Source organism: Kribbella sp. NBC_00709 (assembly GCF_036226565.1).
Taxonomy (GTDB): domain Bacteria; phylum Actinomycetota; class Actinomycetes; order Propionibacteriales; family Kribbellaceae; genus Kribbella.
Genome location: NZ_CP108996.1, coordinates 7,737,659 through 7,760,774, shown reverse-complemented (window position 1 = coordinate 7,760,774; position 23,116 = coordinate 7,737,659). Strand labels below are relative to the sequence as shown.

The 23,116-nt window shown below is 68.2% G+C and carries 29 protein-coding genes; 21 read left to right on the top strand and 8 right to left on the bottom strand.

Going from position 1 to position 23,116, the window contains the following annotated elements; all coding sequences use genetic code 11:
• Positions 1 to 25 precede the first annotated feature (25 nt).
• From OHA18_RS37920 to OHA18_RS37910, 3 genes are all read left to right on the top strand, one after another.
• Positions 26 to 1,039: a tetratricopeptide repeat protein gene (locus OHA18_RS37920; RefSeq protein WP_329000208.1), complete on the top strand. Its 1,014-nt coding sequence runs from the start codon at positions 26 to 28 to the stop codon at positions 1,037 to 1,039.
• 13 nt (positions 1,040 to 1,052) lie between these two features.
• Positions 1,053 to 1,871, top strand: coding sequence for a pentapeptide repeat-containing protein (locus tag OHA18_RS37915; protein ID WP_329000207.1), 819 nt, complete (start codon positions 1,053 to 1,055; stop codon positions 1,869 to 1,871).
• A gap of 87 nt (positions 1,872 to 1,958) precedes the next feature.
• Positions 1,959 to 3,251 (top strand): serine/threonine-protein kinase, encoded by a 1,293-nt coding sequence (locus OHA18_RS37910; protein WP_329000206.1) that lies wholly within the window; start codon positions 1,959 to 1,961, stop codon positions 3,249 to 3,251.
• Here OHA18_RS37910 and OHA18_RS37905 read toward each other — a convergent pair.
• Positions 3,238 to 5,196, bottom strand: a complete 1,959-nt coding sequence (locus tag OHA18_RS37905; protein ID WP_329000205.1) for a vWA domain-containing protein — start codon at positions 5,194 to 5,196, stop codon at positions 3,238 to 3,240. The two genes, OHA18_RS37910 and OHA18_RS37905, sit on opposite strands and share 14 nt — an antisense overlap.
• A gap of 86 nt (positions 5,197 to 5,282) precedes the next feature.
• On the opposite strand from OHA18_RS37905, the gene OHA18_RS37900 reads away from it, so the two are divergent.
• The 4 genes from OHA18_RS37900 (at position 5,283) to OHA18_RS37885 (ending at position 8,944) form a co-directional block, all read left to right on the top strand.
• Positions 5,283 to 5,822 (top strand): XRE family transcriptional regulator, encoded by a 540-nt coding sequence (locus OHA18_RS37900; protein WP_329000204.1) that lies wholly within the window; start codon positions 5,283 to 5,285, stop codon positions 5,820 to 5,822.
• A 240-nt stretch (positions 5,823 to 6,062) separates the two neighbouring features.
• Positions 6,063 to 6,587, top strand: coding sequence for a hypothetical protein (locus tag OHA18_RS37895; RefSeq protein ID WP_329000203.1), 525 nt, complete (start codon positions 6,063 to 6,065; stop codon positions 6,585 to 6,587).
• Positions 6,588 to 6,839: 252 nt separating this feature from the next.
• Complete coding sequence (locus OHA18_RS37890; protein ID WP_329000202.1) at positions 6,840 to 8,219, top strand: alpha/beta hydrolase; 1,380 nt, start codon at positions 6,840 to 6,842, stop codon at positions 8,217 to 8,219.
• A gap of 59 nt (positions 8,220 to 8,278) precedes the next feature.
• On the top strand, positions 8,279 to 8,944 hold the full coding sequence (locus OHA18_RS37885; RefSeq protein ID WP_329000201.1) for a DUF4386 domain-containing protein: 666 nt from the start codon (positions 8,279 to 8,281) through the stop codon (positions 8,942 to 8,944).
• Between the two features lie 95 nt (positions 8,945 to 9,039).
• On the opposite strand, the gene OHA18_RS37880 is transcribed toward OHA18_RS37885, so the two are convergent.
• Together OHA18_RS37880 and ppk2 are read right to left on the bottom strand one after the other, a co-directional pair.
• Positions 9,040 to 9,822: a universal stress protein gene (locus OHA18_RS37880; RefSeq protein ID WP_329000200.1), complete on the bottom strand. Its 783-nt coding sequence runs from the start codon at positions 9,820 to 9,822 to the stop codon at positions 9,040 to 9,042.
• 135 nt (positions 9,823 to 9,957) lie between these two features.
• The gene (gene ppk2, locus OHA18_RS37875) at positions 9,958 to 10,752 is read right to left on the bottom strand and encodes a polyphosphate kinase 2 (RefSeq protein WP_329000199.1); all 795 of its coding nucleotides are present in this window, start codon (positions 10,750 to 10,752) and stop codon (positions 9,958 to 9,960) included.
• Positions 10,753 to 10,852: 100 nt separating this feature from the next.
• On the opposite strand from ppk2, the gene OHA18_RS37870 reads away from it, so the two are divergent.
• The 11 genes from OHA18_RS37870 to OHA18_RS37820 all read left to right on the top strand — a co-directional run bounded on the left by OHA18_RS37870 (position 10,853) and on the right by OHA18_RS37820 (position 17,207).
• Positions 10,853 to 11,869: an Acg family FMN-binding oxidoreductase gene (locus OHA18_RS37870; protein ID WP_329000198.1), complete on the top strand. Its 1,017-nt coding sequence runs from the start codon at positions 10,853 to 10,855 to the stop codon at positions 11,867 to 11,869.
• The gene (locus OHA18_RS37865; protein WP_329000197.1) at positions 11,866 to 12,411 is read left to right on the top strand and encodes a PEP/pyruvate-binding domain-containing protein; all 546 of its coding nucleotides are present in this window, start codon (positions 11,866 to 11,868) and stop codon (positions 12,409 to 12,411) included. Before OHA18_RS37870 ends, OHA18_RS37865 begins: the two co-directional genes overlap by 4 nt.
• A gap of 131 nt (positions 12,412 to 12,542) precedes the next feature.
• Positions 12,543 to 12,716 carry a hypothetical protein gene (locus OHA18_RS37860; protein ID WP_329000196.1) on the top strand — a complete coding sequence of 58 codons (174 nt, stop codon included), beginning with the start codon at positions 12,543 to 12,545 and terminating at the stop codon, positions 12,714 to 12,716.
• 25 nt (positions 12,717 to 12,741) lie between these two features.
• Positions 12,742 to 13,155: an arsenate-mycothiol transferase ArsC gene (locus OHA18_RS37855; protein WP_329000195.1), complete on the top strand. Its 414-nt coding sequence runs from the start codon at positions 12,742 to 12,744 to the stop codon at positions 13,153 to 13,155.
• Positions 13,152 to 13,553: an arsenate reductase ArsC gene (locus OHA18_RS37850; RefSeq protein ID WP_329000194.1), complete on the top strand. Its 402-nt coding sequence runs from the start codon at positions 13,152 to 13,154 to the stop codon at positions 13,551 to 13,553. The genes OHA18_RS37855 and OHA18_RS37850 overlap by 4 nt, the downstream gene beginning before the upstream one ends.
• Positions 13,554 to 13,742: 189 nt before the next feature.
• The gene (locus tag OHA18_RS37845; protein ID WP_329000193.1) at positions 13,743 to 14,300 is read left to right on the top strand and encodes a hypothetical protein; all 558 of its coding nucleotides are present in this window, start codon (positions 13,743 to 13,745) and stop codon (positions 14,298 to 14,300) included.
• Between the two features lie 85 nt (positions 14,301 to 14,385).
• Positions 14,386 to 15,300 carry a universal stress protein gene (locus tag OHA18_RS37840; protein WP_329000192.1) on the top strand — a complete coding sequence of 305 codons (915 nt, stop codon included), beginning with the start codon at positions 14,386 to 14,388 and terminating at the stop codon, positions 15,298 to 15,300.
• Positions 15,248 to 15,421, top strand: a complete 174-nt coding sequence (locus OHA18_RS37835) for a hypothetical protein (protein ID WP_329006220.1) — start codon at positions 15,248 to 15,250, stop codon at positions 15,419 to 15,421. The genes OHA18_RS37840 and OHA18_RS37835 overlap by 53 nt, the downstream gene beginning before the upstream one ends.
• Before the next feature lie 189 nt (positions 15,422 to 15,610).
• Positions 15,611 to 15,922, top strand: coding sequence for a hypothetical protein (locus OHA18_RS37830; protein ID WP_329000191.1), 312 nt, complete (start codon positions 15,611 to 15,613; stop codon positions 15,920 to 15,922).
• A gap of 67 nt (positions 15,923 to 15,989) precedes the next feature.
• Positions 15,990 to 16,643 (top strand): response regulator transcription factor, encoded by a 654-nt coding sequence (locus OHA18_RS37825; RefSeq protein WP_329000190.1) that lies wholly within the window; start codon positions 15,990 to 15,992, stop codon positions 16,641 to 16,643.
• Positions 16,644 to 16,691: 48 nt separating this feature from the next.
• Entirely contained in the window at positions 16,692 to 17,207 is a 516-nt protein-coding gene (locus tag OHA18_RS37820) for a GNAT family N-acetyltransferase (RefSeq protein WP_329000189.1), read from the top strand.
• A gap of 13 nt (positions 17,208 to 17,220) precedes the next feature.
• Here the strand turns inward: OHA18_RS37820 and OHA18_RS37815 are convergent, their stop codons facing one another.
• From OHA18_RS37815 to OHA18_RS37800, 4 genes are all read right to left on the bottom strand, one after another.
• Positions 17,221 to 17,763: a flavodoxin domain-containing protein gene (locus OHA18_RS37815; RefSeq protein ID WP_329000188.1), complete on the bottom strand. Its 543-nt coding sequence runs from the start codon at positions 17,761 to 17,763 to the stop codon at positions 17,221 to 17,223.
• Between the two features lie 46 nt (positions 17,764 to 17,809).
• On the bottom strand, positions 17,810 to 18,775 hold the full coding sequence (locus tag OHA18_RS37810) for an Acg family FMN-binding oxidoreductase (protein ID WP_329000187.1): 966 nt from the start codon (positions 18,773 to 18,775) through the stop codon (positions 17,810 to 17,812).
• Positions 18,776 to 18,872: 97 nt separating this feature from the next.
• Positions 18,873 to 19,103, bottom strand: coding sequence for an ATP-binding protein (locus OHA18_RS43455; RefSeq protein ID WP_442914433.1), 231 nt, complete (start codon positions 19,101 to 19,103; stop codon positions 18,873 to 18,875).
• Positions 19,104 to 19,157: 54 nt separating this feature from the next.
• Positions 19,158 to 19,601: a hypothetical protein gene (locus tag OHA18_RS37800; protein ID WP_329000185.1), complete on the bottom strand. Its 444-nt coding sequence runs from the start codon at positions 19,599 to 19,601 to the stop codon at positions 19,158 to 19,160.
• 68 nt (positions 19,602 to 19,669) lie between these two features.
• Here OHA18_RS37800 and OHA18_RS37795 point away from each other — a divergent pair, with 68 nt between their 5' ends.
• The 3 genes from OHA18_RS37795 (at position 19,670) to OHA18_RS37785 (ending at position 21,842) form a co-directional block, all read left to right on the top strand.
• Positions 19,670 to 20,287, top strand: coding sequence for a helix-turn-helix domain-containing protein (locus tag OHA18_RS37795; RefSeq protein ID WP_329000184.1), 618 nt, complete (start codon positions 19,670 to 19,672; stop codon positions 20,285 to 20,287).
• A 203-nt stretch (positions 20,288 to 20,490) separates the two neighbouring features.
• Positions 20,491 to 20,907, top strand: coding sequence for an NPCBM/NEW2 domain-containing protein (locus tag OHA18_RS37790; protein WP_329000183.1), 417 nt, complete (start codon positions 20,491 to 20,493; stop codon positions 20,905 to 20,907).
• A gap of 158 nt (positions 20,908 to 21,065) precedes the next feature.
• Complete coding sequence (locus tag OHA18_RS37785; protein ID WP_329000182.1) at positions 21,066 to 21,842, top strand: phytanoyl-CoA dioxygenase family protein; 777 nt, start codon at positions 21,066 to 21,068, stop codon at positions 21,840 to 21,842.
• Positions 21,843 to 22,056: 214 nt separating this feature from the next.
• On the opposite strand, the gene OHA18_RS37780 is transcribed toward OHA18_RS37785, so the two are convergent.
• Positions 22,057 to 23,097 (bottom strand): CARDB domain-containing protein, encoded by a 1,041-nt coding sequence (locus tag OHA18_RS37780; protein ID WP_329000181.1) that lies wholly within the window; start codon positions 23,095 to 23,097, stop codon positions 22,057 to 22,059.
• Between the last annotated feature and the right edge of the window lie 19 nt (positions 23,098 to 23,116).

Here is a 23,116-nt window from a genome sequence, read left to right as displayed (position 1 = left end):
CGCCGGTAGGTGGGGGGGTGCGGTGATGGCGTCAACCGAGCGTGCTCGGAAGGATGTCGCCGGGGTGGAAGAGGCCCTGCAGTCGGCGATCGATTCCGGGCACGCCGACCTGGCACCGAAGGCGGCGTTCAACCTCGGTGTCCTGTGTGAGGATCGGGACGATTTCGCCGGGGCGGAGCGGGCCTATCAGTTGGCGATCGACTCCGGGCACGCGGACCACGCCCCGAAGGCCGCGGTCAACCTCGGGGTACTGCGCGAGGGGCAGGGCGACTTCGCCGGGGCCGAGCTGGCCTTTCAGGTGGCGATCGACTCCGGTCACGCCGACCTGGCCCCGATGGCTGCGGTCAACCTCGGCGTACTCCGTGATGATGAGGACGGGGCAGAGCGCGCCTACCAGGTCGCGATCGACTCGGGGCACGCTGACCAGGCACCGAGGGCGGCGGTCAACCTCGGCGTACTCCGTGAGGCGCGGCGCGACTGCGTTGGTGCGGAGCGCGCGTATCGGCTGGCGATCGAGTCCGGGCACGCTGTCATGGCGCCGATGGCAGCGGTCAACCTCGCCGTGCTTTGCGAGGGGCTGGGCGATTTCGCTGGGGCGGAGCGGGCGTACCAGGTGGCGATCGCTTCTGGGCACGCCGATCTGGCTCCGAAGGCCGCGGTCAACCTCGGCGTACTCCGTGAGCGGCGGGGCGATCTCGCCGGGGCGGAGCTGGCGTATCAGGTCGTGATCGCATCCGGGCATGCTGATCAGGCCCCACAAGCGGCGGTGAATCTCGGGGTGCTCTGTCACGGTCGGGAGGACTTTGCCGGGGCGGAGTCGGCCTTCCAGGTGGTGATCGATTCCGGGCACGCCGACATGGCCCCGAAGGCCGCGTTCAATCTCGGCGTACTGCGTCAGGATCAGGGCGACCTCGATGGCGCCGAGCGGGCGTACCAACTCGCCATCGACTCGGGGCATCCATCGGCTGCTTACTGCGCGCGAGAGGTGATGCTGCAGCTCCGCGGCGCGGCTGATGCGATTTGCGGCAGCACGCCATAGCCTCGACAGGGACATGACTGCGACCCACGGGCCTGCACGACGCCCCGACCTGCGCGCCGACTGCGGGCAGTGCGCCGGGCTGTGCTGTGTGGCGCTGACGCTGACCGCATCGGCCGACTTCGCGATCGACAAACCGGCCGGTGAACCGTGCCCGAATCTGAAGCACGACTTCCGCTGCGGCATCCACACGCGGCTGCGGGACGGAGGCTTCCCCGGCTGCACCGTGTACGACTGCTTCGGCGCCGGCCAGAAGGTCACTCAGGTGACCTACGGCGGCCGTGACTGGCGGCAGGCGGCGGACTTCGGCGCGCAGATGTTCGAGGTGTTCTCGGTGGTGCGGCTGCTGCATGAGCTGCTCTGGTACCTGACCGAGGCTCTCGAGTTGGCACCGTCCCTCGACGGTGAGCTCAGGCGTGCGCTCGACGGCACCGAACAGCTGGCCCTCGGCAGTGCGGAGTCGCTCACGGCGCTCGACGTCGTCGCTCACCGCGCACGAATCAACGACCTGTTGCTACGGACCAGCGAGCTCGTCCGTGCGCGCGTCTCACCCAGATTGCTGAACCGACGCGGGGCGGACCTCATGGGCGCGGACTTACGCGGCGCGGACCTGCGGGGCGCGGACCTGCGCAGCGCCTACCTGATAGGCGCCGACCTGCGTCGCGCCGATCTCACCTCCGCCGACCTCATCGGCGCCGACCTCCGCGACACCGACCTCCGCGGCGCCCACCTGGCCCGAAGCATCTTCCTGACCCAGATGCAGCTCAACGCCACCCACGGCGACACCGCGACGACCCTCCCGGACCGGCTGACCCGCCCACCCCACTGGTCCTAGCCCTACCGCTGGTGTCGAGCCGCCGACTGGTCTCGTAGCGTCTGCTCTATCGTCGGGGTGCTCCGGACCGGTGAGAGGAGGGTCGTGATGGCGGACGTGTTTGCCGGGCGGTACGAGCTTGTCGACCCGATTGGTTCAGGTGGCAACAGCACGGTTTGGCGCGCGTGGGATCGCCGCCTGCAGCAGTTCTGCGCCGCGAAGGTACTCCGGCAGCGTCGCGCGGGAGCCCTGCTCCGATTCGTCCGCGAGCAAGGGCTGCGGCTGGATCACCCACACATTCTGAGTCCCTACAGCTGGGTCGCCGAGGACGATCAAGCTCTCCTGGCGATGGATCTGGTCGGCGGTGGTTCGGTGGACAGCCTGGTCGCCGACTTCGGCGCGCTCCCGGAGCGTTATGCCGCCGAACTGCTGGCGCAACTGCTCGGCGCACTCGACCAGGTCCACGCGGCCGGCATCCTCCATCGGGATGTGAAGCCGGCGAACCTGCTGCTCGAGATCACCGGTACGGAACCTCCGGTACTTCGGCTCAGCGACTTCGGCATTGCGCTGTGGCTGGGGGAGCCGCGCCTCACCCAGGACGGAGCGGTGGTCGGTACGCCGGGGTACGTCGCGCCCGAAGCCCTGGCCGGCGACCCTCCGTCCATCGCTCAGGACCTGTACGCCGCGGGCGTGACAGGTTGGCAACTTCTGACCGGGGAAGAACCGCCGCTCACCGGCCCACCGCCGACCCGGCCCGCGGACGCGGCCGGCGACAGCGTCGTCTGGCGGGTCGTCGAGAGCCTGATGGAGCCCGAGCCGGCCGACCGGGCCCGATCCGCCGAGGACGCGCGGGCTGCACTCGCACCTCTTCTGGCGCAACCACTGGAGCTCCCGGCTTTGACGCCCGACGGAGAGCCGATCGAGGTCTTCGACCACCTGCCGCCACTTCCCGCGCCGCACGCAACCCGTGCCGACCCACCCGAAGCACCCGGCCACTCCGTACGCCGTGAGGCGCCCACGTCGCCCCCGCAGATCCGGCCGTCCGAGCCGCCCCGCCCGTCCGAGCCGCCCCGCCCGTCCGATCCGGGCCGCTGGTTGGCTTCGGGGAGGCGGCGCAGCGTCGTACTGGCTGCGTCCACCATGGCAGTCCTCGCGGCGGCGGTCGTCGCGCTGCTGACTCTCGATGGGCGACCGGCGGGCAAGGACTCGCCACCGCCGAGCCAGCCGACTGTTCCGGAAACGATGAGCACCAAGCCGGTCACCCCGGCGCCCAACGCCGAAGCGAAAGTCGGGGGAGCGTGCGGTTGGCAAGAGGCCGGCAATCTCGAGACGACTGCCGGCGGCACTCGGATCGTGTGCCGCCGGCAGGGTTCGTCGTACCGCTGGATCAGGGCCGGTTAGACCAGCCTTGACCCGGCCCGTTCGGATACCCCGGCGGCGCCTGGGGCGTCGGAGCCTTACGGCGGCGAAGAATCAGCGCCGCGACGACGATCGCAACGATCAGCAGCAGCACGGCGCCGAGGATGATCCAGGGCAACGACGACCCGGTCTGGTCGGCCGCCGGTTTGGTGTCGCCACCCGAGCTCTGGCCGGCCGTGGTACCGGATCCGGACGGCGTGGACTGGCCGGCTGACGGAGTCTCGGTGCTAGGGGCCGGACTGCTCGGGGTCTCCTCGGTCGAGGTGCCGTACGCGGGTCCGGCGACCTTGTCGCCCGCTACGGCCACGTCGATCGTCACCGGTACGCCACCCGCCTCGTGGGCGACCGGGGCGCCCAGCTTGACGACGATGTAGTACCAGCCGTCGATGCTGGATTCCCGGATGACGGCATCGTTGACGTTGCGGTTCAGGTACGCCGTACGCGGGGTGGCGATCGCCTTTCCGCTCGACGGCAAGATGTTCGTGGTGCCGGTGTAGGCCGTGGTGTCGAACTTGATCTCCGAGCGGACCGGACTGAACAGACCGGTGCGGATGTTGGTCGTCCCGGCATCCGGAACAGCGCCGTAGGTGACCCGGTAGGCGAGACCCTGCCCCCAGTCGAGCTTCACGCGGTAGTACAGCTCTTCGCCGTTGTAGATGGTTTCGCCGTAGCGGCCGGCTCCCGGCAGGGTGGTCGCCTCGTTGAACGAACCGCCGCCGCGCACCGGCCGGACGGCGCCGGCCGGCTGCTGCGCGAAGTCGACGAGGCCGGTCTGCGCCGGCTCACCGAAACTGCCGGTCACCGGCGGTTCGATCCGCAACTGCAGCTCCAGCGGCACGCGGTCGGTGCCGTCCTTCGAGTCCCGGGTAACCCTGAAGACATACTTGCCGGGGACGCTGCACCCCTTGGGCTTCGACGATCCGGGAACCGTCCCGTTCCAGCTGAGCACCGTGGTCAGCGCCCCGCCGTCCTGCTTGGCCCGGGTGTGCAGCTCGCGCTCGGATCGATAGCAATCCGCTCCGCCCGGGCCGGTGATCTTGATGTCCAGGACCTCGAGATCCCGAGGGTTGCCCCGGGGGAAGACCGCCGTCGCGGCGAAGTACGCCGTGTCACCCGCCTTCAGATCGGCCGCGTAGAAGCGTTCCTCGACCGGGTCCAGGGTGTCCAGGTACTGGCCTGGCGTCATCGTCGGCGCTGTGACCGGATCAGCGGTGCCGGTGATCGGCTGGCCGGTCGGTTCGTAGTGCCGTAGCGCGCGATCGGTCACTCGGCCGAGCACGCCGAGCAGCGCGTCGGCGTCGGCGGCGTCGTGATAGGTCCCACCCGTGCTCTGTGCGATGCACGCGAGCTGGGCCCGGGCCTTCGCGTCGACCCGGAAACCGATCGCGTGCACGTGCAGGTCGATCCCCTGCCGGTGGAGATCCTTCGCGACGTCGCACGGTTGCGGCGGGGCACAGGTGTCTTCGCCGTCCGACACCAGAACGATCGAGCGCTGCCCTTCTGCCGGAAGCTGAGCGGCCGCGGTGCGCAGTGACTGGCCGATCGGCGTGTAGCCGCTCGCTTGTGCCGCATTCACGGCCCGCTTGATCGCGGGTTTGTCGCCCGCCTTCACCGGCTGGACGACTCGGACGTCACGGCAGCCCGCGGCCTTCTCCGATCCGCTCGACCCGGTCCCCGCGCCGTAGATCGCCAGTCCGACCGGGGCCTGGGCGGGCAAGCCGTCGATCATCGATCCGACGGCTCGTTTGGCGGCGTCCATCCGGGTGCCGCTGCCACCGACGTCCCGGGCGGTCATCGAACCGGACGAGTCCAGCACGACCATCACCGGCGACAGCTCGCCCTCGGCATCGGCCGGCGCGGCATTTCCGAACGCGAACACGGCGGTCAGAACGGGTAGCGCTGCCACAGCGGCGAGGCGTCGTATCATGGCGTCTCCAGAGGGTATCGAAGGGCGGACATGCAGAAACCTAGCGTTTGCATCTGCAATTTGCAAATGGCAATCCGGAGCTGATGGTGACCGACTCGTACGCGCGCAACCTCAAGCTGCAGCTGGAGTGGTACGGCGAACCGCTGGGCGTCCGCTTCCGGCGCCTTCTCGGCCGCCTGGAGCTCTCCCAGGCCCAGCTCGCCGGCATCCTCGGCCTGTCCGCGCCGATGCTGTCGCAGTTGATGTCCGGCCAGCGCGCCAAGATCAGCAACCCGACTGTACTGACGCGCCTGCTCCAGCTCGAGGCGACGGTGAACGATCCCGCCTGGGACTCCCATCCGCCGGCCGAGCAACAGCGCCGGCTCGACGAGATTCGTGGCGCCCAGCGATCAACCCTCACCGTCGACCAGGTCAAGGACACGCCCGCTACGCCGGTTCCCGTGGGCGATCCGGTCCTAGCCATCCAGTCGCTGCTCCGCGACATCGCCTCTGCCTGCGACCTCCAAGGAGCCTCCGAACTGCTCGAGGACCGCTATCCCGAACTGGCGGAGGCACTTCGGGTGCTCGGCGCAGGCCGGACCCAGGACGCGCGCGCCTACTACACGAAGATCACCGGCAACCGCTGACCCGGCCGGCGGTCCGTGGCTGTGGGCCCACAACTTCGTCGGCAACCACCCCGAGGCTGACTCGAATTGGTGACCTTAGGCCCTGGTGCGGAGTCGGGGAATCGGGTGCACTGGAGGGAGCCGACGGGCAAGGGGGGATCGGCTATGGGGTCATGTGGTTTGTCATCTGACGGTGATGCTGCGGTGGGTCAGTTTGCCGCGTTCTATCGAGGTGTTTGGCGGGCATTCTGCGGAGTGTCCTTGCTACTCGGCGTTGTCGCCCTGTTGCTGCTTTCTCCGGAGGTCCTGGCGCTCGCCTTCCTGACCGGTCTGCTGGCCGGGGCGACAGCTGCGACCATGTACAGCGCGGGCGACACCGCCCGCTGGACGAGACGGCAGGTCATCACAGCCGCTGCTGCCGGGGCTGCGCTGATCGTCCTGGCCGGAGGCCTCGCCGTGGTTCTCGGTCCGAGTGTGCTGTGGCTCGTCGTTCTCCTCGGCGGGAGTTCGCCTCCCGTCGTGCGGTGGTGCACTGGCATGCGTGGTACGGCGCCCCGGCGCCGCGACGTACCGGAACGCAGTACGGCGGACCTCTGCCGGCAATGGCGTGACAGCTACGACGCGTTGCGGCAAGCGAAGACCGACCCGCAACGGCTCCGGATCGTGATGGAACGCCAGCGATGTCTGGACGAGCTCGACCGGCGCGATCCCGAAGGACTGCAGGCCTGGCTGGCCTCCGCCGCCAGCGCCGCCGGCGACCCGACCAGATTTCTCAAGAACCTGTAGCTCTCGAAGGCAGCCGGGTCCGGTCCGCTCGCACCGGAGTTCACCGTTGACAGGTGCGGTACTCCCGAGGATGGTGGGCCGCACGGGGCGTAAGCGGGTGGGGGCTACGGGCATGTCCGTCGTTCGACGGATCGGTGCCGCGGTCTTGGGCTGCCTGCAGGGGGAGCTCAGACGCATGGCGAACGAGAGCGCTCGATCACGGCTGGTTCCGCGCGCGATCGCAGTACTAGCTCCCGAGGTATCGAGTTCAGCGTGACTACCACGCCGACTCCCGCTGTCCCGACCGATCATCCGGCTCGCCAGGACAGCGGGCGGAAGGGACACATCGGCCGGGTCGTGGCCAGTTCGTTGGCCATCGGACTCGTCGCCGCGCTGCTGCTGGTCGCGGCCCCATTCATCCCAGCTGAGATCAGCGAGGTCACTGGCGCGGTTCTGTGCGGGTTCGCATTGGGCTGGGCGTTGTTGGCGGTGCTGTCGACGCGGTTCACCGATCAGCCTCAGCAGTGGGCCGCGATTCCTGCGATGTTCATGGGAGTTGGCGGTCTTCTCCTGGTGGCGTTCGGTTCCGGCGTGGATGCAGTACTCAACTGGGTGTGGCCGCCCGCCCTGCTGGCGTTGGCGATCTGGATGGCCGTGCGCGTCCGTCGACAGTTGCGCAGCCGGAGCGGACGCTGGCTGCTGTACCCAGTGATTGCGCTCTTGGCTCTTGCTGCGATCGGGGGCGGCTACGAAACCGTACGGCAAGCGGCCGATACGAAGGCGTACCCGATGCCTGGCCAACTGATCGATGTCGGCGGGCACAGTCTGCATCTGAACTGCACCGGCTCAGGCAGCCCCACCGTCGTACTCGAAGCCGGCGGCGGCGAGATGTCGTCGAATCTCGGGTGGATCATGCCGGCCGTGGCCGGTACGACGCGGGTCTGCGTCTACGACCGTGCAGGTCGCGGCTGGAGCGAGGCGGCCGACGTCCCGCAGGACGGAACACAAATAGCGATCGACCTGCACACGTTGCTGCAGCGCGGCAACATTCCCGGACCGTACGTGCTCGCGGGCCACTCCTTCGGCGGGCTCTACGTCCGTACCTTCGCCGCTCGCTACCCGAACGACGTCGCCGGACTGGTACTGGTGGACTCGACGGCAGCGGGCTCAGCTACCCAACCAGGTACGACGTCAGTTGATGATGCAGGCTCGTACGACGCGTTGGGTCGTGTCTCCGCACTGATCTCGTCCTCGGCTCGACTCGGACTGGCCCGCCTCTACGGTCAGTTGTCTTACGGCAGTCTGCCGCCGCGGTCCCGGGACGAGGCACGCGCCACCGGCTCGACCGCAAGTAACCTCCGCAGCACGATCGACGAGTACGTGCAGGCGAACGCGTCGATCGACCAAGCCGCGACGCTGCAGGACTTCGCCGGCAAGCCCTTGGTCGTCGTGACGGCCGGCAGCGGAAATGACGCCGCCTGGCAAGCGAAGCAGAAAGACATGGCCGCTTTGTCGACCAACAGCGCGCACCGTGTCATCAGCGGTGCCACACACGAGGCGCTGGTCGCGGAGCAGGAATACTCGGCCGCCACCTCGCAAGCGATCCTCGACGTCGTCTCCGCAGTTCGGGGCCGAGGGCAACTGAGTAACTGATCGCCGTTCGGAGGGTGGGGTTTCAGATGGATATCGACACGAATCAACGGAACAGCACGATGAACACACGGAGGATTGCCACTTGGACGGGCTGGCTGATGGTGGTCACCTTCGTCGCCTCGATCCCGGCGTACTTCATCCTGTACGCGCCGGTGCGGGATCATCCCGACTACATCACCGGGGCCGGCTCCGACCCCACCGCGAGTGTGGCCTTGGGTGCTGTTCTCGAGCTCATCGTCATCATCGCCAACGTCGGCACGGCCGTCGTGCCGTACGTGGTCTACAAGCGTTACAGCGAAAGCCTCGCCCTGGGGTATGTCGCGGCACGCCTTCTCGAGGCCACCTTCATCGCCATCGGGATCGTCAGCCTGCTGACGTTCGTGTTCATGCGGCAGGAAGGAACGGCCGGTACGGACGCCGCTCTCGGTCGGGTGTTCGTCGCGGTCTACGACCGGGCGTTCCTGATCGGGCCGGGCTTCTTCGCCGGGGTCGCGAACGGAATGGTCCTGGGCTACCTGATGTACCGGTCCGGCCTGGTGCCACGACGGATGGCGATGCTGGGGCTGGTCGGAGGTCCGCTGGTCGCGCTCTCCGGAATCGGCGTCATGTTCAACGTCATCGACCGCGGAGGCGCAGTCCAGGGCATCGCGACGATCCCAGAATTCTTCTGGGAGCTCTCCTTCGGCATCTACCTCATCGTCAAGGGCTTCAAGCCGCCGGCCTGACCAGATCGCACCTCTCGCCTACTACGCGTGGTTGCTCGCGATCCCGCACTACATCATCGCCGCCGTGATTCTCGCGTTCACCGGCGCCGGTCATCTCAGCCGCCAGTGGCGGCGGCGGGGATGACGGCCACGGGGCAGTCGGCGTGGTGGAGGACGGTTTGGCTGACGGAGCCGATCAGCATGCCGGCAAAGCCGCCGCGGCCGCGCGCACCGAGGACGATCAGGCTCGCGTCGGCGGACAGCCGCAGGATCTGTTCGGCGGGATGGCCGGTGATCTGGATCAGCTCCGCCTCGTGCCCACCGCGCGTACGGACGGCGTCGCTCAGCTCGGCCTCCGTGATCTGATGCAGCTCGCTTCCTTCGGGCTGGGCCGCGACGACGCGTACGGCGAGATCGTGCCGGCGGGCGTAGTCGAGTCCGAAGTCGAGCGCGGTGTCGCCGGCCCGTGAGCCGTCGTACCCGATGACGACACGGATGCCGGCCAGGCTGCCGAGGTCGGGGCGTACGACGACCACCGGGCAGCGGGCGTTGGCCGCGAGGTCGAGCCCCGTGGCGCCGACGAGTGCGCCGATCATCACGCCGAGACCGCGACTGCCGATCACCACCACAGCGGCCTCGCCGGAGGCCTTCACCAGGACCGCCGACGGCGTACCGTTCTCGATCCGCGTGTCGGTTGCGACGGCCGGCTCGACACCACGGGCAAGCATGACCGCGTGATAGACGGTATCGCCGGCCAGCGACGCGGAGGCAGGCGTGGGGACGGCGTACAGCAGCTGGAGTCCGGTGTGCAGCGACGCGGCTTCGAGAGCTGCCCACTTGACCGCGACCTCTGCGGCGGGTGAGCCGTCGATGCCGACGACAACAGGTTTGTGATTCATACCGGTCCCTTCGCGGTGTGGTGCGATCGGATTCCGGCCCCGACCACCTCCTGAACCGATGCACTTCGAGCATCGGACGTGCGGGTGGCCGTCCGCATCTGCCGATCGGTCCACGTGACACGGGACCTTGGACCCTCAGCGGCGGAGCTGAGCCGCGTGGTCGGGGACCTGGGTCTGCATCTCGCGGGGTGTGCGTTCGTAGCCTTTGGACGGCGGTCGCGGTGGGAGATCGAGCGGGAGCCGCTGGACCTCGTGGTACGGGATCGTGGACAGCAGGTGGGCGATCATGTTGATCCGGGCGGAGCGTTTGTCTTCGCTCTCCACGACGTACCACGGTGCTTCGGGGATGTCGGTGTGGACGAACATCTCGTCCTTGGCGCGGGAGTAGTCCTCCCAGCGGCTGATCGACTCGAGGTCCATCGGGGACAGCTTCCAGCGCCGCATCGGGTCCTCGAGGCGGCTGCGGAAGCGGTGCTCCTGCTCGTTGTCGCTGACCGAGAACCAGTACTTGCGCAGCTGTACGCCGTCCTCGACCAGCAGCCGCTCGAAGATCGGGCACTGGTGCAGGAACCGCGCGTACTCCTGGCCGGTGCAGAACCCCATCACCCGTTCGACCCCGGCCCGGTTGTACCAGCTGCGGTCGAACAGCACGATCTCGCCGGCGGCCGGCAGGTGCTCGACGTACCGCTGGAAGTACCACTGCGACCGCTGCCGCTCGGTCGGCGCGGGCAGCGCCGCGATCCGGGCGACGCGGGGATTGAGGTACTCCGTGACGCGCTTGATCGTGCTGCCCTTGCCGGCCGCGTCCCGGCCCTCGAAGACCACCACGACCCGGGCCTTCTCGACCCGGACCCACTCCTGCAGCTTCACCAACTCGGCCTGCAGCCGCAGCAGTTCCCGCTCGTACAGCTTCTTCGGCAACCGTCCCATCCCTGAACCATCCCGCATCCACCGCCCAGATCCCAGCGGTCACGCCGAGACGGGCCTTTCGCCTCTACGGACATCGGGCAGGTGCGCGTGCACTGACGGCATGACCATAGATGAAACGACTCGCGTGCCGGAGGCGGTGCGGGACACGTTGCTGCGGGCCGCAGTCGCGGCGCCGTCGATGCACAACACGCAGCCGTGGCGGTTCCGGTTCGCCGGCCGGACGGTGGAGGTGTACCGGGACCGGGTGCGGGAGCTGCCGGCCGAGGATCCGTCGCGGCGGATGTTGTTCATCTCGCTGGGTGCCGCGATCCTCAACCTGCGGGTGGCGGCCGCCGCGTGCGGCATGGGCTCGGCGGTGCGGCATCTGATCGACCAGCGGCAGCCGGACCTGATCGCCGTCGTCGAGCTCGGGGGGACCCCGAACGGACCGCGGGCGGCGCTGGCGCCGTACCTGACGCGGCGCCGGACGAACCGGGAGCCGTTCACCGACGAGCGGTTGTCCGCACAGCTCCGGATCGAGCTCGACCTGTGTGCTCGGGTGGAGGGCGCAGTACTGCAATGGCTCGACACGCCGGCCCGGCAGTGGTGGTTGCGGATGGCAACGAGCGAGGCGGGGGCGGCGGACGACGCGTCGTCGGCACGGACAGCTGAGCGCAGGCGTTGGATCGGTGGCGACCGGCCGGCTGACGGTGTGCCGTCCAGCGCACTGGGTTCGCGGCCGGCAGCCGCTGATGCCGTCGTGCGGGACATGGCCGCCACGCAAGCCGATGCCGTGCGCCCGCTGGCCGACTTCGAGCGGGAACCACAACTGGCGGTCCTCGCGACCCGGTACGACGGTCCGATCGAATGGCTGCGTGCCGGACAGGCGTTGGAGCATGTGCTTCTCGAAGCCACCGCACGAGGGCTGTCTACATCCTTGCTGAATCAAGCGATCGAGCACGAGGAACTCCGCAGTCAGGTCAACGATCCACTGGGGCCGTGGCAGCGCCCGCAGACCGTGATCCGGTTCGGCCACGGCCCGGCGGTTCCGCCGACACCCCGGCGCGCGATCGAAGACGTCCTGATCCAGGACGGCGGCCATCCGGCAGCCGTCCTCAGGGGAGTGGAGGAACGATGAACAGGGAGCACGTCGTCCGGGAACCCGGAGGCTTCGCGGTCACCGCCGAGGCTTACCGTGAGTTCGTCCGGGAAGCGCGATTGGGATCCGTGATCGCGCGGTCCATCCGCAGGTTCCGGGCCGGCCGCGACCTGGTCGTGGCCGCGGCAGAGATCCGCTCCGCCTTCCGCGATGCGTCGCTGCCCTCGACGATGGTCGACGACATCCTGAAGGCGTACGAGGAGCTTGGTGGCGACGGCACCGAAGTCGTCGTCCGTTGCAGCCCGGTGACCTCCGCCGACGCGATCCAGGACGAGGTCTTCTCGCACCTCACCACCGGGGGCGACGTGATCGCCGCCTGTCGCCGGTGCTTCGCGTCGCTGTACGGCGCCGTTGCCATCGGCAACCGAGAGGCCGCGGGCATCGATCACCTCCGGGTGGCGATGCCGGTGACCGTACAACGGATGGTGCGCTCCGGCACGGCCCGTGGTGAGAGCCCGTTCGTCCGGCTGCCCGCGCCCCGTGGCTCAGTGACCGGTCGGCTGCGGATCCCGACCGGCTAAGGTCACCCGCCCTGGGCGGTGGAGATGTTGCGGCCGTCCAGGGCTAAGGAGGTCAGTGCGGTTCGGCCGCCGGCTTGACTCTGGAAGATAGCTCAGTGAACATTGAGGCAATGACGCCTGAGCGATCATCTGTGGCTGAACGGGCCCGCGTCCATGCGGCGCTCGGGGACCCGGCGCGGCTCGTGATCGTGGACGCCTGGGCCGCGGGTGACGTCGCGCCGGGGGAGCTGGGTGCCGCGTCGCTCGCACCCGCTCCGAGAGCGACCGTCGACGTACCTATGTCCGCCTCCGACCGGACGCGCTGACGGCGCTCGTCACCCGGCGCTGCTCGTGGCCAAGCGAGTGGTGTTCGTCTGCACCCAGAACTCCGCACGCTCCCAACTCGCCGCGGCGATCTGGTCCCGGCGCAGCCAGGTGCCGGTCGCGTCCGCGGGCACTCAGCCGGTCCGGCGGATCCACCCACGGGCGCTGAAGGTCGCGCGCCGCCACGGCCTGGACCCCGTCGACTGGCGGACCGCCCACCTGAGCGACGTCGTACGACGCGGCGATCTGCTGATCGCGGTCTGCGACAACGCGTACGAGCACCTGCTGCCCGAGCAGCGACCCCGACTCCACTGGTCGATCCCCGACCCGGCGCCCGCCGACACCGACGCCGCCTTCGAGGCGGCCTACACCGACATCGCCAACCGTGTCGAACGATTGGCACCCACACTGTCGCCCGAGGCCGCCCGGAGCACCCGATGAGCAAGCCTGCTGTTCTCTTCGTTTGCATCCACAACGCAGGCCGTTCACAGATGGCCGCCGGGTGGCTGCGTCACCTCGCCGGCGACACGATCGAAGTACGGTCCGCTGGATCCGAGCCCGCCGATCAGATCAACCCCGTCGCTGTGGAGGCGATGCGCGAGGTTGGGATCGACATCACCGGCGCCGTGCCGCATGTCCTCGAAACCGAGGACGTCCGCAACAGCGATGTCGTCATCACGATGGGCTGCGGCGATGCGTGTCCCATCTTCCCCGGCGAACGCTACGAAGACTGGGAACTCACCGACCCTGCCGGCCAACCCATCGAGGTAGTCCGCGAGGTCCGCGACGACATCCGCGGCCGAATCGAAGAACTCATAGCCGAGCTGCAAATCCCCTAGCGCAGACCGCCCCGGCGATGCCTGGCGCAGCCCCACGACGACCGTAGGGTCCTGGCGCCGCGGGCGGCGGCATACGTCCCGGGACTGTCGGGCCGTTCGGCTCCCGCGAGTGGGGTGCGAAGGGCTCTGACCGTTGGCGTCGCGAGGTCGCAGGATCGAGGTGTCGGAATCGAGTGAAAGGACGACATCATGACCACTAGGCAGCGGCAAGACCTGCCGGCTCCTGCAATGCAGCCCGATGGCGATCGGCATCCGATCATCACCACGGCGGCCGGGCGTGCGCTCGGCGTCCTGCGGATCGCGTACGGCCTGAGTTTCTTGTGGGCGTTCGTGGACAAGGTGTTCGGCCTCGGCTACGCGACCCCGTCCGGTAAGGGCTGGATCGATGGTGGCGACCCGACGGCCGGGTTCCTGGGCAAGGGTACGAGCGGTCCGATGGCCGACTTCTACCAGTCGCTGGTCGGTGATTGGTGGGTCACGCCGCTGTTCATGATCGGCCTGGCCGGTATCGGTCTGGCGCTGACGCTCGGTATCGGGATGCGGATCGCCGCGGTGTGCGGTGCGTTGCTGTATCTGCTGATGTGGTCGGCGAACCTGCCGCCGGAGACCAACCCGGTGCTGGACGACCACATCCTCGGCGCCATCACCGTCGTCACCCTCGCACTGGTTGCCGCTGGCAACGTATGGGGTCTGGGCAAGTGGTGGAGCAGCCTGGACTTCGTCGGCAAGTACCCGTGGCTGCGGTGAGCGACATGAACCGGCGATGGAGGAGTACTGCACCACGCGGTGTGCCCGCTGGCCGTCGTGCCTACGCAATCCTGAGGTGAGGAGGATGAGTGCCTGGAATCGGACCGGCCCGGTAGTGGTCGAGGTCGACGGAAGCGCGGAGAACCTTCGCGTGGTGGATTACGCGTCGGCGGAGGCGTTGCGGATGGGTGCGGAGCTGGTGCTGGTCGCGCCGTACTCGGCGCACGGTTCGTACTCTCCGATGATGCCGGGCTACGCGCCGAAGCCGCCGGCCGAGGCGGCGGATGCTGCGGTGCGGGTGGCGGTGGCGCATGTGCGGCACCGTGATGGATACGCGACCGAACTGGTCGCGGTCACCGAGGAGGGATCGCGGCTGCGGGTTCTGGCGGCGGCGGCGCGGAAGGCGCGGATGCTGGTGGTCGGGCGTTCGTGCAGCCGCGGTCCGCAGCGGTTGGTGCACTCCCAGGCGAACCTGACGCTGGCCGGGCGGGCGGGCTGTCCGGTGGTTGTCGTACCGCTGTCGTGGAGGCCGTCGCTGGTCGACCGGAAGGTTGCTGTCGGCATCGATGGTACGGCGTTGTCGGCCGAGGCGCTGGAGTTCGCCTTCGGGGTCGCTGCGGGACGGGAGGGGGAGCTGGTCGTTGTCCACGCCGGGCTGCCGGCCGGGCGTCGGTTTGTGGAGGAGGACCCGGACGGTTCGTGGATCAGCCGGGCGGATTACGTCTTGTCGGAGACGCTGGCGCCGTGGACGAGTCGTTTCCCGGACGTGAGGGTGACGCGGTTCCTGAGCAGCCGGCCGCCGGCGGCGGCGTTGGTGCACGAGAGCGGCGACGTCGGCCTGGTCGTTGTCGGCGCGCACGGTGGCCGGTTGCCGATCGACCCGGTCGCGCGGCGGTCGACGGCCGCGATGACCTGCCCGGTCGCGATCGTGCCGCACCACCTGACCGTTGCCGAGGGCAAACGCCTGGAACCTGCCCGCACCGTCGTCGGAACGCATTGATCGGCTGTCGACTCGGCAGGAAGCGTGGAAGCAAGGCGATCTCGTGACGCTGATCGAGGTCGGCATCCGCGAGTGGCTGGCCGCGCTCGAGCGCCTCCGCGAACACGAACTGGACATCTGACCCCCCGACTTTGAGAAGCCACCAACCATCTTCGCGCCGCCGAAATGGTTGGTGGCTTCTCAAAGTCGCGGGGTCTGGGTTACCAGGAGCGGATGCGGCGGCCGGTGATGCGGTGGGACCGGATGGCCATGGGGGTGTCGCGGGTGCCGCGGGCCCAGGATCGCGTACGACGGGGTCGACGGCCTGGTCGTGGTCGCGGTGAACTGGTGCACGCTCGGCGAGCTGATCTTGTTCCGGACCGCCTCCGACAGCGCGGTCGCGCAGTACGACCTGGACCCGATCGCCTTCGAGCTCGACGTCGTGGACGAAGGCATGCACGACGGCTGGAGCGTCCTGGTCGACGGCATGTCCAGGGCGTGGGCCAGTCGGACGAGCTCGGCGATGGTCCGCCGACGTTCGGGCTGTAGGAGGCGCTGCCGGGACGGTCCCGCCGTAGGGGCGGGCGGCAATGGTCCTGGCAAAGGTCCCGACGAGGGCGGGACTGTGGTCCCTGGCGGGTAGCGTGGGGATGGCGGGATGCTGGAGCGGCGCCGGTCCGGGGTTTGGCGTGGAGCCGAAGGAGACGGTGATGACGATCAAGGTGTTCCTGCTCGACGACCATGAGGTGGTGCGGCTCGGGCTGCATCAGTTGCTCGATGCGGAGCCGGACATCGAGGTCGTCGGTGACGCCTCGACCGCGGCGGAGGCGATCGCGCGGATCCCCGCCGTACGTCCCGATGTCGCGGTCTTGGACGTCCGGCTGCCCGACGGTGATGGGATCACCGTGTGCCGGGAGGTCCGCTCGCTGATGGACGAGCCGCCGGCTTGCTTGATGCTGACGTCGTTCTCGGATGACGAGGCGTTGTTCACCGCGATCATGGCGGGTGCGGCCGGGTACCTGCTGAAGCAGATCCACGGGCAGGCGCTGGTCGATGCCGTACGGCGCCTTGCTGCCGGCGAATCGCTGCTGGATCCGAGCATGACCGTGAAGGTGCTGGAACGTCTGCGGCACCCCACCGAGACCGAGGATCCGCGGTACGCGTCGTTGACCGAACAGGAACGCCGCATCCTCGCCGAGATCGCCGAGGGCAAGACCAACCGCCAGATCGCGCAATCCCTGTTCCTGGCCGAGAAGACCGTGAAGAACTACGTGTCGTCCCTGCTCCGCAAGCTCAACCTCGAGCGCCGCACCGAAGCCGCCGTCTTCGCCATCGAACACACCAAGAAGCAGCCGCGGCCCTAGAGGTGATGTCCGGGAGAGCTGCCCCACCTGGCCGTATTCTCGTGTCTCATGACAGAGCCGACTCAGGTGGTTCACATTCGCGACGCGGTGCCCGGGGACGGCGATGCGTTGGCGGAGCTGCACGCTCGGTCGCGGGCTGTGTACTACCGTGCCGGCGGTCATGAGGTGGCATCACATCCCGACGAGGAGTACCGGGAGCTCTGGCGCAAGATGGTCGATGATCCTCGGTTGGCCGTCCTGGTAGCCGCCGTGGACGATGAGATCGTCGGTGTGGTCACGGTGGACGCCGACGAGGTGTTTCCGACCAGAGCGCCGCACGAAAAGCGTGTCCGGCTCGCGGGCATCTTCGTCGATCCGGGCCAGTGGAACATCGGAGTCGGTACCGCGCTGATGGCACGCTTCGTCTCCATCGCACGCCAGGCCGACGCCGTCGGCGAGGTAGAGGTGTGGGAGCGGAACTCTCGTGCCATCCGGTTCTACGAGCGACACGGCTGGACCCGGGACGGAACCTCCCGTCCGGGGCCGGCCGGGGCGGCCTACCTCGGCTACGTACATCTGCCGTAAGTTGCCGATCGCATCAGATGAGGCCGGTCGGGTGGATGGGACGGTGCCATGTGCTGCGTTGGGTGGCTTCGATAGCGGCGCTGATGTCGGCGGCCCAGGCTTTGATCTTGGCCCAGTCGCGGGAGTCGCCGCCGAGGTTGCCGGTGGCAAGGCGGCGGGCGAGGAAGCCTTTGGCGGTGGCCGGGTCGAGGCTGCCGGCGAAGGTGATTGCGGGCGTCGCTCCGATCTGGCGGGCGAGGTTGGCCACGGCCGACGGCATCGCCTGGTCCTGGTCCTTATCCGGGCCGACGGGGCCGCTGTGGAACAGCCAGACCTGGCGCTTGCGAAGCTCTTCGACGTTGTGCTGAAGGAAGCGGACGGCTTCCTTGCGCCACCGGCGGATGTACAGCGCGCTGCCGAGTACGACGGCGTCGTACGGCTCGATGTCCTTGACCTGTGCGACGTCGAGAACGTCGACGGTGTGTCCGCGCGCCCGCAGTTCGTCGCCGATCGCCTCGGCGATACCACCGGTCGCGCCCATCTTGCTTGCGTACGCGACCAGTACTTTCTTGGACATCGAAGCCTCCTTCGGGGTTGATCAAGCGTCTTCGAGGAACTACTCGTTACTGGTCGGGCAGGAAGTCTGCGACCGGCCGGCGAGCGGTGCCGGTGTGGGTCCGGCTGCGGCCGAATCGGATGATCATGTGGGCGTTGCCCGGGCGCTGGGTCAGGCGCTGCACCTTGGTGCGCAGGTCGTCGTACTCGAGTGGCTGGTTGAGGAACGATGCGCTGACGCCGGCCCGGGTCGCGGTCAGCAGCACACGCTCGAGCGCGGCGCCGGCGACGACCTGATCGGCCGGTTCGTCGAAGTAGGTGGAGAGTATGGCGAGTTCCGGGCGCTCCTCGAACTGTCGTTCGTCGCGGAGTCGATCGGCCGGTCGGGTGCCCATGTCCCGGACAGCCGCGGGATAGCTGGTCGATCGCGGTCCGAGGGCCGAGCTGGGAATGCCGTCGGTGCTGCGCTCGCCGCCGACCCAGTGGCTCCGTTCGGTCCGCCGGTGCCAGTCGTGGACCTCGCGCAGGTCCGTGTCGAGCACGAGGTCGAGGAGCGTGTGGACCTCGGTCTCGCCGAGCCAGGTGAGCTCGGCGCCCTCGGCGTACGCCGCCTGCAGCAGCGCAACGCGCACGTCGTCGGCGAGTGGAGTGGCGTCGGCCGGGTGGCGGTCGGTGTGGCGGTACGGGATCTGTGCTGCGAGGTCGAGCAGGTCGTCGTTGCGGGCGCCGGTGGGTTCGAGGACGACGCGGGCGAGCAGATCGGGTTCCTCCGGGTACGGCGCCAGCCCGAACCAGGTGCCGTACCCGAGGTTCTCGGCCGCGCACCGGAGGTTGAAGGTGGCGGCGCCGGCGGCGATCCGCATCGCCCGGCCGGTCGGGTCCTCAGCCGGGAGCGTGCGAGATCCGTCCAGGTAGACGTCGATCACGTGGCCCTCGACCTCGAACCGCCAAGGCTGGGTGTTGTGCATGCTCGGTGCGGCGATCGCCGCACCGAGCAGGATGTCGACATGCTCTTTGGGCAGTTGCTCGGACACGGGGTGCTCCTCCCACTGGTTCTCCTACTTCAGGTTCGCCGGGGGGAGGGGGGTGGCGCTGCGGGCAAGGGTCCTGACCTGGGAGGCCGTTCGGCTGTCAGTTGTCGGCGAGTGGTGCGCGGAGCTCGACGATTGTGCCGTGCGGCTGGTTGTCGGTGACCCGGACGGTGCCGCCGGGGGCCTGTGCGCGTTCGGTGAGGTTGCGCAGTCCGCTGCTGCGGTGCTGGTCGCCGATGCCGACGCCGTTGTCGGTGATCCGCGCGACGACTTGTTGACTGTCGGCGTTGACCTCGACTGTGACTTCGGAGGCCTGTGCGTGGCGGACGATGTTGGACAGTGATTCGCGGACGGTGGCGAGGATCTGTGGTCGTACCGCGGCTCGCTAATGCCAAGCATTTCCTGGTGTCCGGACGTAGGCCTTCCAGGCGTATCGCCACGGGATGACGGCGATGATGACGACGACGAAGGAACAGTTGAACAGCAACTGGCGCCCTTCGGTGTTCAGGTCGTGAGAGACCAGGTGCGGAACGGCGATCGTCGCGATCCAGAGAACCTTCCAGATCACCTCGAAAAGCAGGATCGGCAGCATCCGGAGGGGATATCGGAGTCCGAGGAATGCCAGCAGCGACATCGCCGTCAGTAGGCAGACGACGACTCCTTCCATCACCGGGAGGGATTGCGCGTCGCGAATGAGAACCGGCCACTTGACGATTACCAGTCCCACTCCCATGAACGCATAGCCGAAACGCATCACGTTCAGACGGCGAACGGGGAGTTCGGGTGTCCGCGTTGCGGGTCGGGAGATGACTTCTTGCGATGGGTTCATGGCCTCAGGCTGGGACCGCGTGAGGTGAATACCTATGAAGGTTGCTGTTTGTGGGAAATGGGCGTCAGATGAGTGGCGTGGAGGACACCTCAGCGGCGGAGATCGCGGCAGTGCTCGATCGGGTCGGCGGCCGCTTGAAGCGACTCCGCACCGGACGCCGGTTGACCCTTGCCGATGTCGCGAAGGCCACTGGTATTTCGAAGAGCACGATGTCGCGGCTCGAAACCGGGCAGCGGCGGCCCACCCTGGGCCTGCTGCTCGCGCTGTCGCATGCCTATCAGGTGCCGCTGGACGACCTGGTCGCAGCACCGGGGGAGGGCGATCCGCGCATCCGGCTCAAGCCGAATCGCGTCAAAGGCAGGACGGTGATCCCGCTGACCGGCGGGCCTGATGGCGCGCAGGCCTGGAAGATCGTCGTACCGGCCGGCAAGGTCGAACCAGAACCGCGGGCGCACGAAGGCCATGAGTGGATCTACGTTCTGTCCGGCCACCTGCATCTGGTTGTCGGCGACCAGATCTGGGCGCTCGACCCCGGCGACGTCGCCGAATTCAGCACCAAGGTTCCGCACTGGTTCGGCAGCACGGGCAACGAGCCCGCGGAGATCCTCAGCATCTTCAGCCGCCCCGGCGAACGAATGAACGTCCGCACGGGCGTAGAAGCAGGACGATCTGCAACACGCCGGTAAGGCGCCGCGGGCTCTGGCGCAGAGCTCTCCCAAGGACGGAGCCGACCGGGTTTCACCCCGGAACGCGGTACTGCGATGGAGCCAGTCGGCCAACGCGACGGAGTACCGCGTCACGGTGGCCAAGGATTCGCAGCTGAGCGACGTCGTTCGCACCTGGACGGTGAAGGGTACGACGGCTTCCGCTCAGCGCCTGGAGCCGGGCCGTGAGTACTACTGGTGCTTTGGCCGGGTCGGAAGACTTCAAGCCGGTGGCCGAGGCTGTGGTTGGCGACAGCTGGGTGGATCGGGAGGCCGGCGTCGTGTACGCCAAGGGCATCGGCACCCACGCCAACTCCGACATCGTCTACCGCCTCGATCCGGCCGACGTCCGGTTCAGTGCCACGGTCGGCGTCGACGACTTCCAGCGGAACTCGCCGTACTCCTCGGTGATCTTCCAGGTGGAGGCGGACGGCCGGCTGATCTACGAGTGGCCGGTGATGCGCGGCGACTCCGAACCGCAGCGGGTGGACCTGGACGTGCTGGGCGTCCAGCAGCTGACCCTCCGTGTCACAGACGCGGGCGACGGCAACAACTCCGACCACGCCGACTGGGCCGCCCCCACCGTGCACCGATTGCCCTAGGCACCTGCGTTCCTCCTCACCGGCCGGGTACATGCGGGCTAATCCCACCGGAGGATGTTTATCGGTACACGAGTGGCGTCAGGATTGGATCGTGACCGCACCATCGCGTTGCCGGATCCGGGAAGCCGTTCCAACAACCTGAACAAGAGGACACACTGATGCTCGATCCCGTTGTCGACAAAGGTCAGCTGACCGAGACTGACCGCTTCATCTTCGAGTCGTGGGGCTATTTCGTGATTCCCAACGTCTTGACGAAGGACGAGGCCGCCGAGGCCTACGATGTTTCGCAGCGTCTGCACCAGGACCGCGACCGTGAGTTCGGGCAGATCGGCCGGTTCTACGAGAGTGAGCCGGTGCTCGAGCGGCTGATCGATCATCCGGACGTGCTTCCGAAGGTGCAGGGTCTGCTCGGCGACCGATTCGTGCTGCAGGCCGGCTGGAACACCATGCAGCCGGCGCACGCGGGCAACGGCGGGTGGCACCAGGACGGTTCGTCCGCCTACGACTTCAAGGACCTGGGATACCCGGTTCCGCTGTTGCAGCTTCGGGTCTCGTACCTGCTTACCGACCAGACGGTGCCCGGCATGGGCAACATGGAGCTGATCCCCGGAAGTCACCGGTCGCGGGTCGGTCTGCCTGACTCGATCCGCCAGAGCAAGGGCGACATCGCGATCGGCCACGTCGTGTGCGCCGAGGCAGGGGCCGCGCTGGTGTTCCACAACGGCGTCTGGCATCGAACCTTCCGCCACGACGGCGACTACGACCGCTTCACAACGCACTACGTCTACAGCCCACCGTGGGTCCGCCCCGCCGACCGCCTCAGCAACGACGCCGAGTTCCTCGAGCGCACCACGCCCCTCCGACGAGCCCTGATGGGCGAGTTCACCAGACCCGACGCCCCCTTCGGCGCCAACTACGACCCACTGCCGATCTGACCTACGCCCTCGTTCTGCCGCACCGGCCCTCCGACGAACTCGGGGGGCCGGTGCCTTGGCTGGGGTGACGGCTCGGTGACGCGTGAACCCTATGTTGATCCGTATGGTCGGAGGCCCCACGCCCACGGGTTCGCGGTGAGCCTGACCGGTCTCGGCCGGCAGCTTGCGGCCACAACCCTCGATCTGAACACCGCCCTACCCGTCATCGAGGCGCTCAGCCGATGACAGCGCATCGGACGTCCTGGGCTTGGTCGGGGCGGGTGGGTAGGGAGACCTTGAGGCGGAGGGTGTTGTTGGTTTCGTCCTGCTCCGGGATCTGGTTGTTCGGGTCGACGGTGACTGTGAAGAGATGGGACTTCTCGTAGTCGCTGGAGCCGAGATCGACCTGCATGGCGGTGAGGCCCTCTGAGTCGAGGGCGGTTCTGCCGCTGCCTCTGAGGCCGGTGTTGCTGGTCAGTCTGAACGGGACGAGGCTGTCGACCTGGCCTTCGCCCTCGTTCCGGACGCCCACGAACAGGGTCAGGCCGTCGGCTCGGCTGGTTTGCCCACCAGGGACCACGGAACACTGCGGATCCGCGGACAGGGTGAGATCCGGCAGCGATCCAGTGATGACGGGAGACGGTGCCAGCTCGTCGGCCTCGAGAGTGACGACCGAGGCCGGGCCTTTGAGATTCTGATGGATTCGCATCTGCGCGGTGCCGGCCGGTCCGGGGGCGATCTGGATCGAGATCGAGCACTTCTCGAGCTTGATCAGTACCTCCTTCTCGCAGTTTCCCGTCTGCGAGAAACGGTCGGCGATATCGCCTTTGAACTCGATGCTGCCCAGGCGTAGCCGCGTCCTTCCGCCACTGGTCACCTGAACTGCGGAGTCGCAGTGATCGCCGGAGCAGCGAACCTGAGCCGGCTCGACCAGGATGCACAGCTGTCCCTCGCAGTGCCCAACGGTTCCAGAGGCCGTCGGCGGTGGCGGCGGTGTCGGCGAATTGGGCGTGTAGTCCGCGACCGGCACCGGGAACGTCGTCTCTTTCCCGAGGGCCGTTTGCGGGACCGTGAATCCGGCGTACGTGAACAGCAGCGCGAGGACGGTCACAGCAGTCCCGCCGGCCAGCCGGAGCCGGGAGAACGGGCCCGCAACGGCGATCACCGGCGGAATGGCCGCTCCTAGTGCGGCCCCGACCAGCTTGGTCGTCGGGGATCCGTCCAGCGCAGCGGTGACCAGCGTCCCCGCCACGGAGCCGACCACGGCGAGCAGCATCGGAAGAACCGCCGCCGGT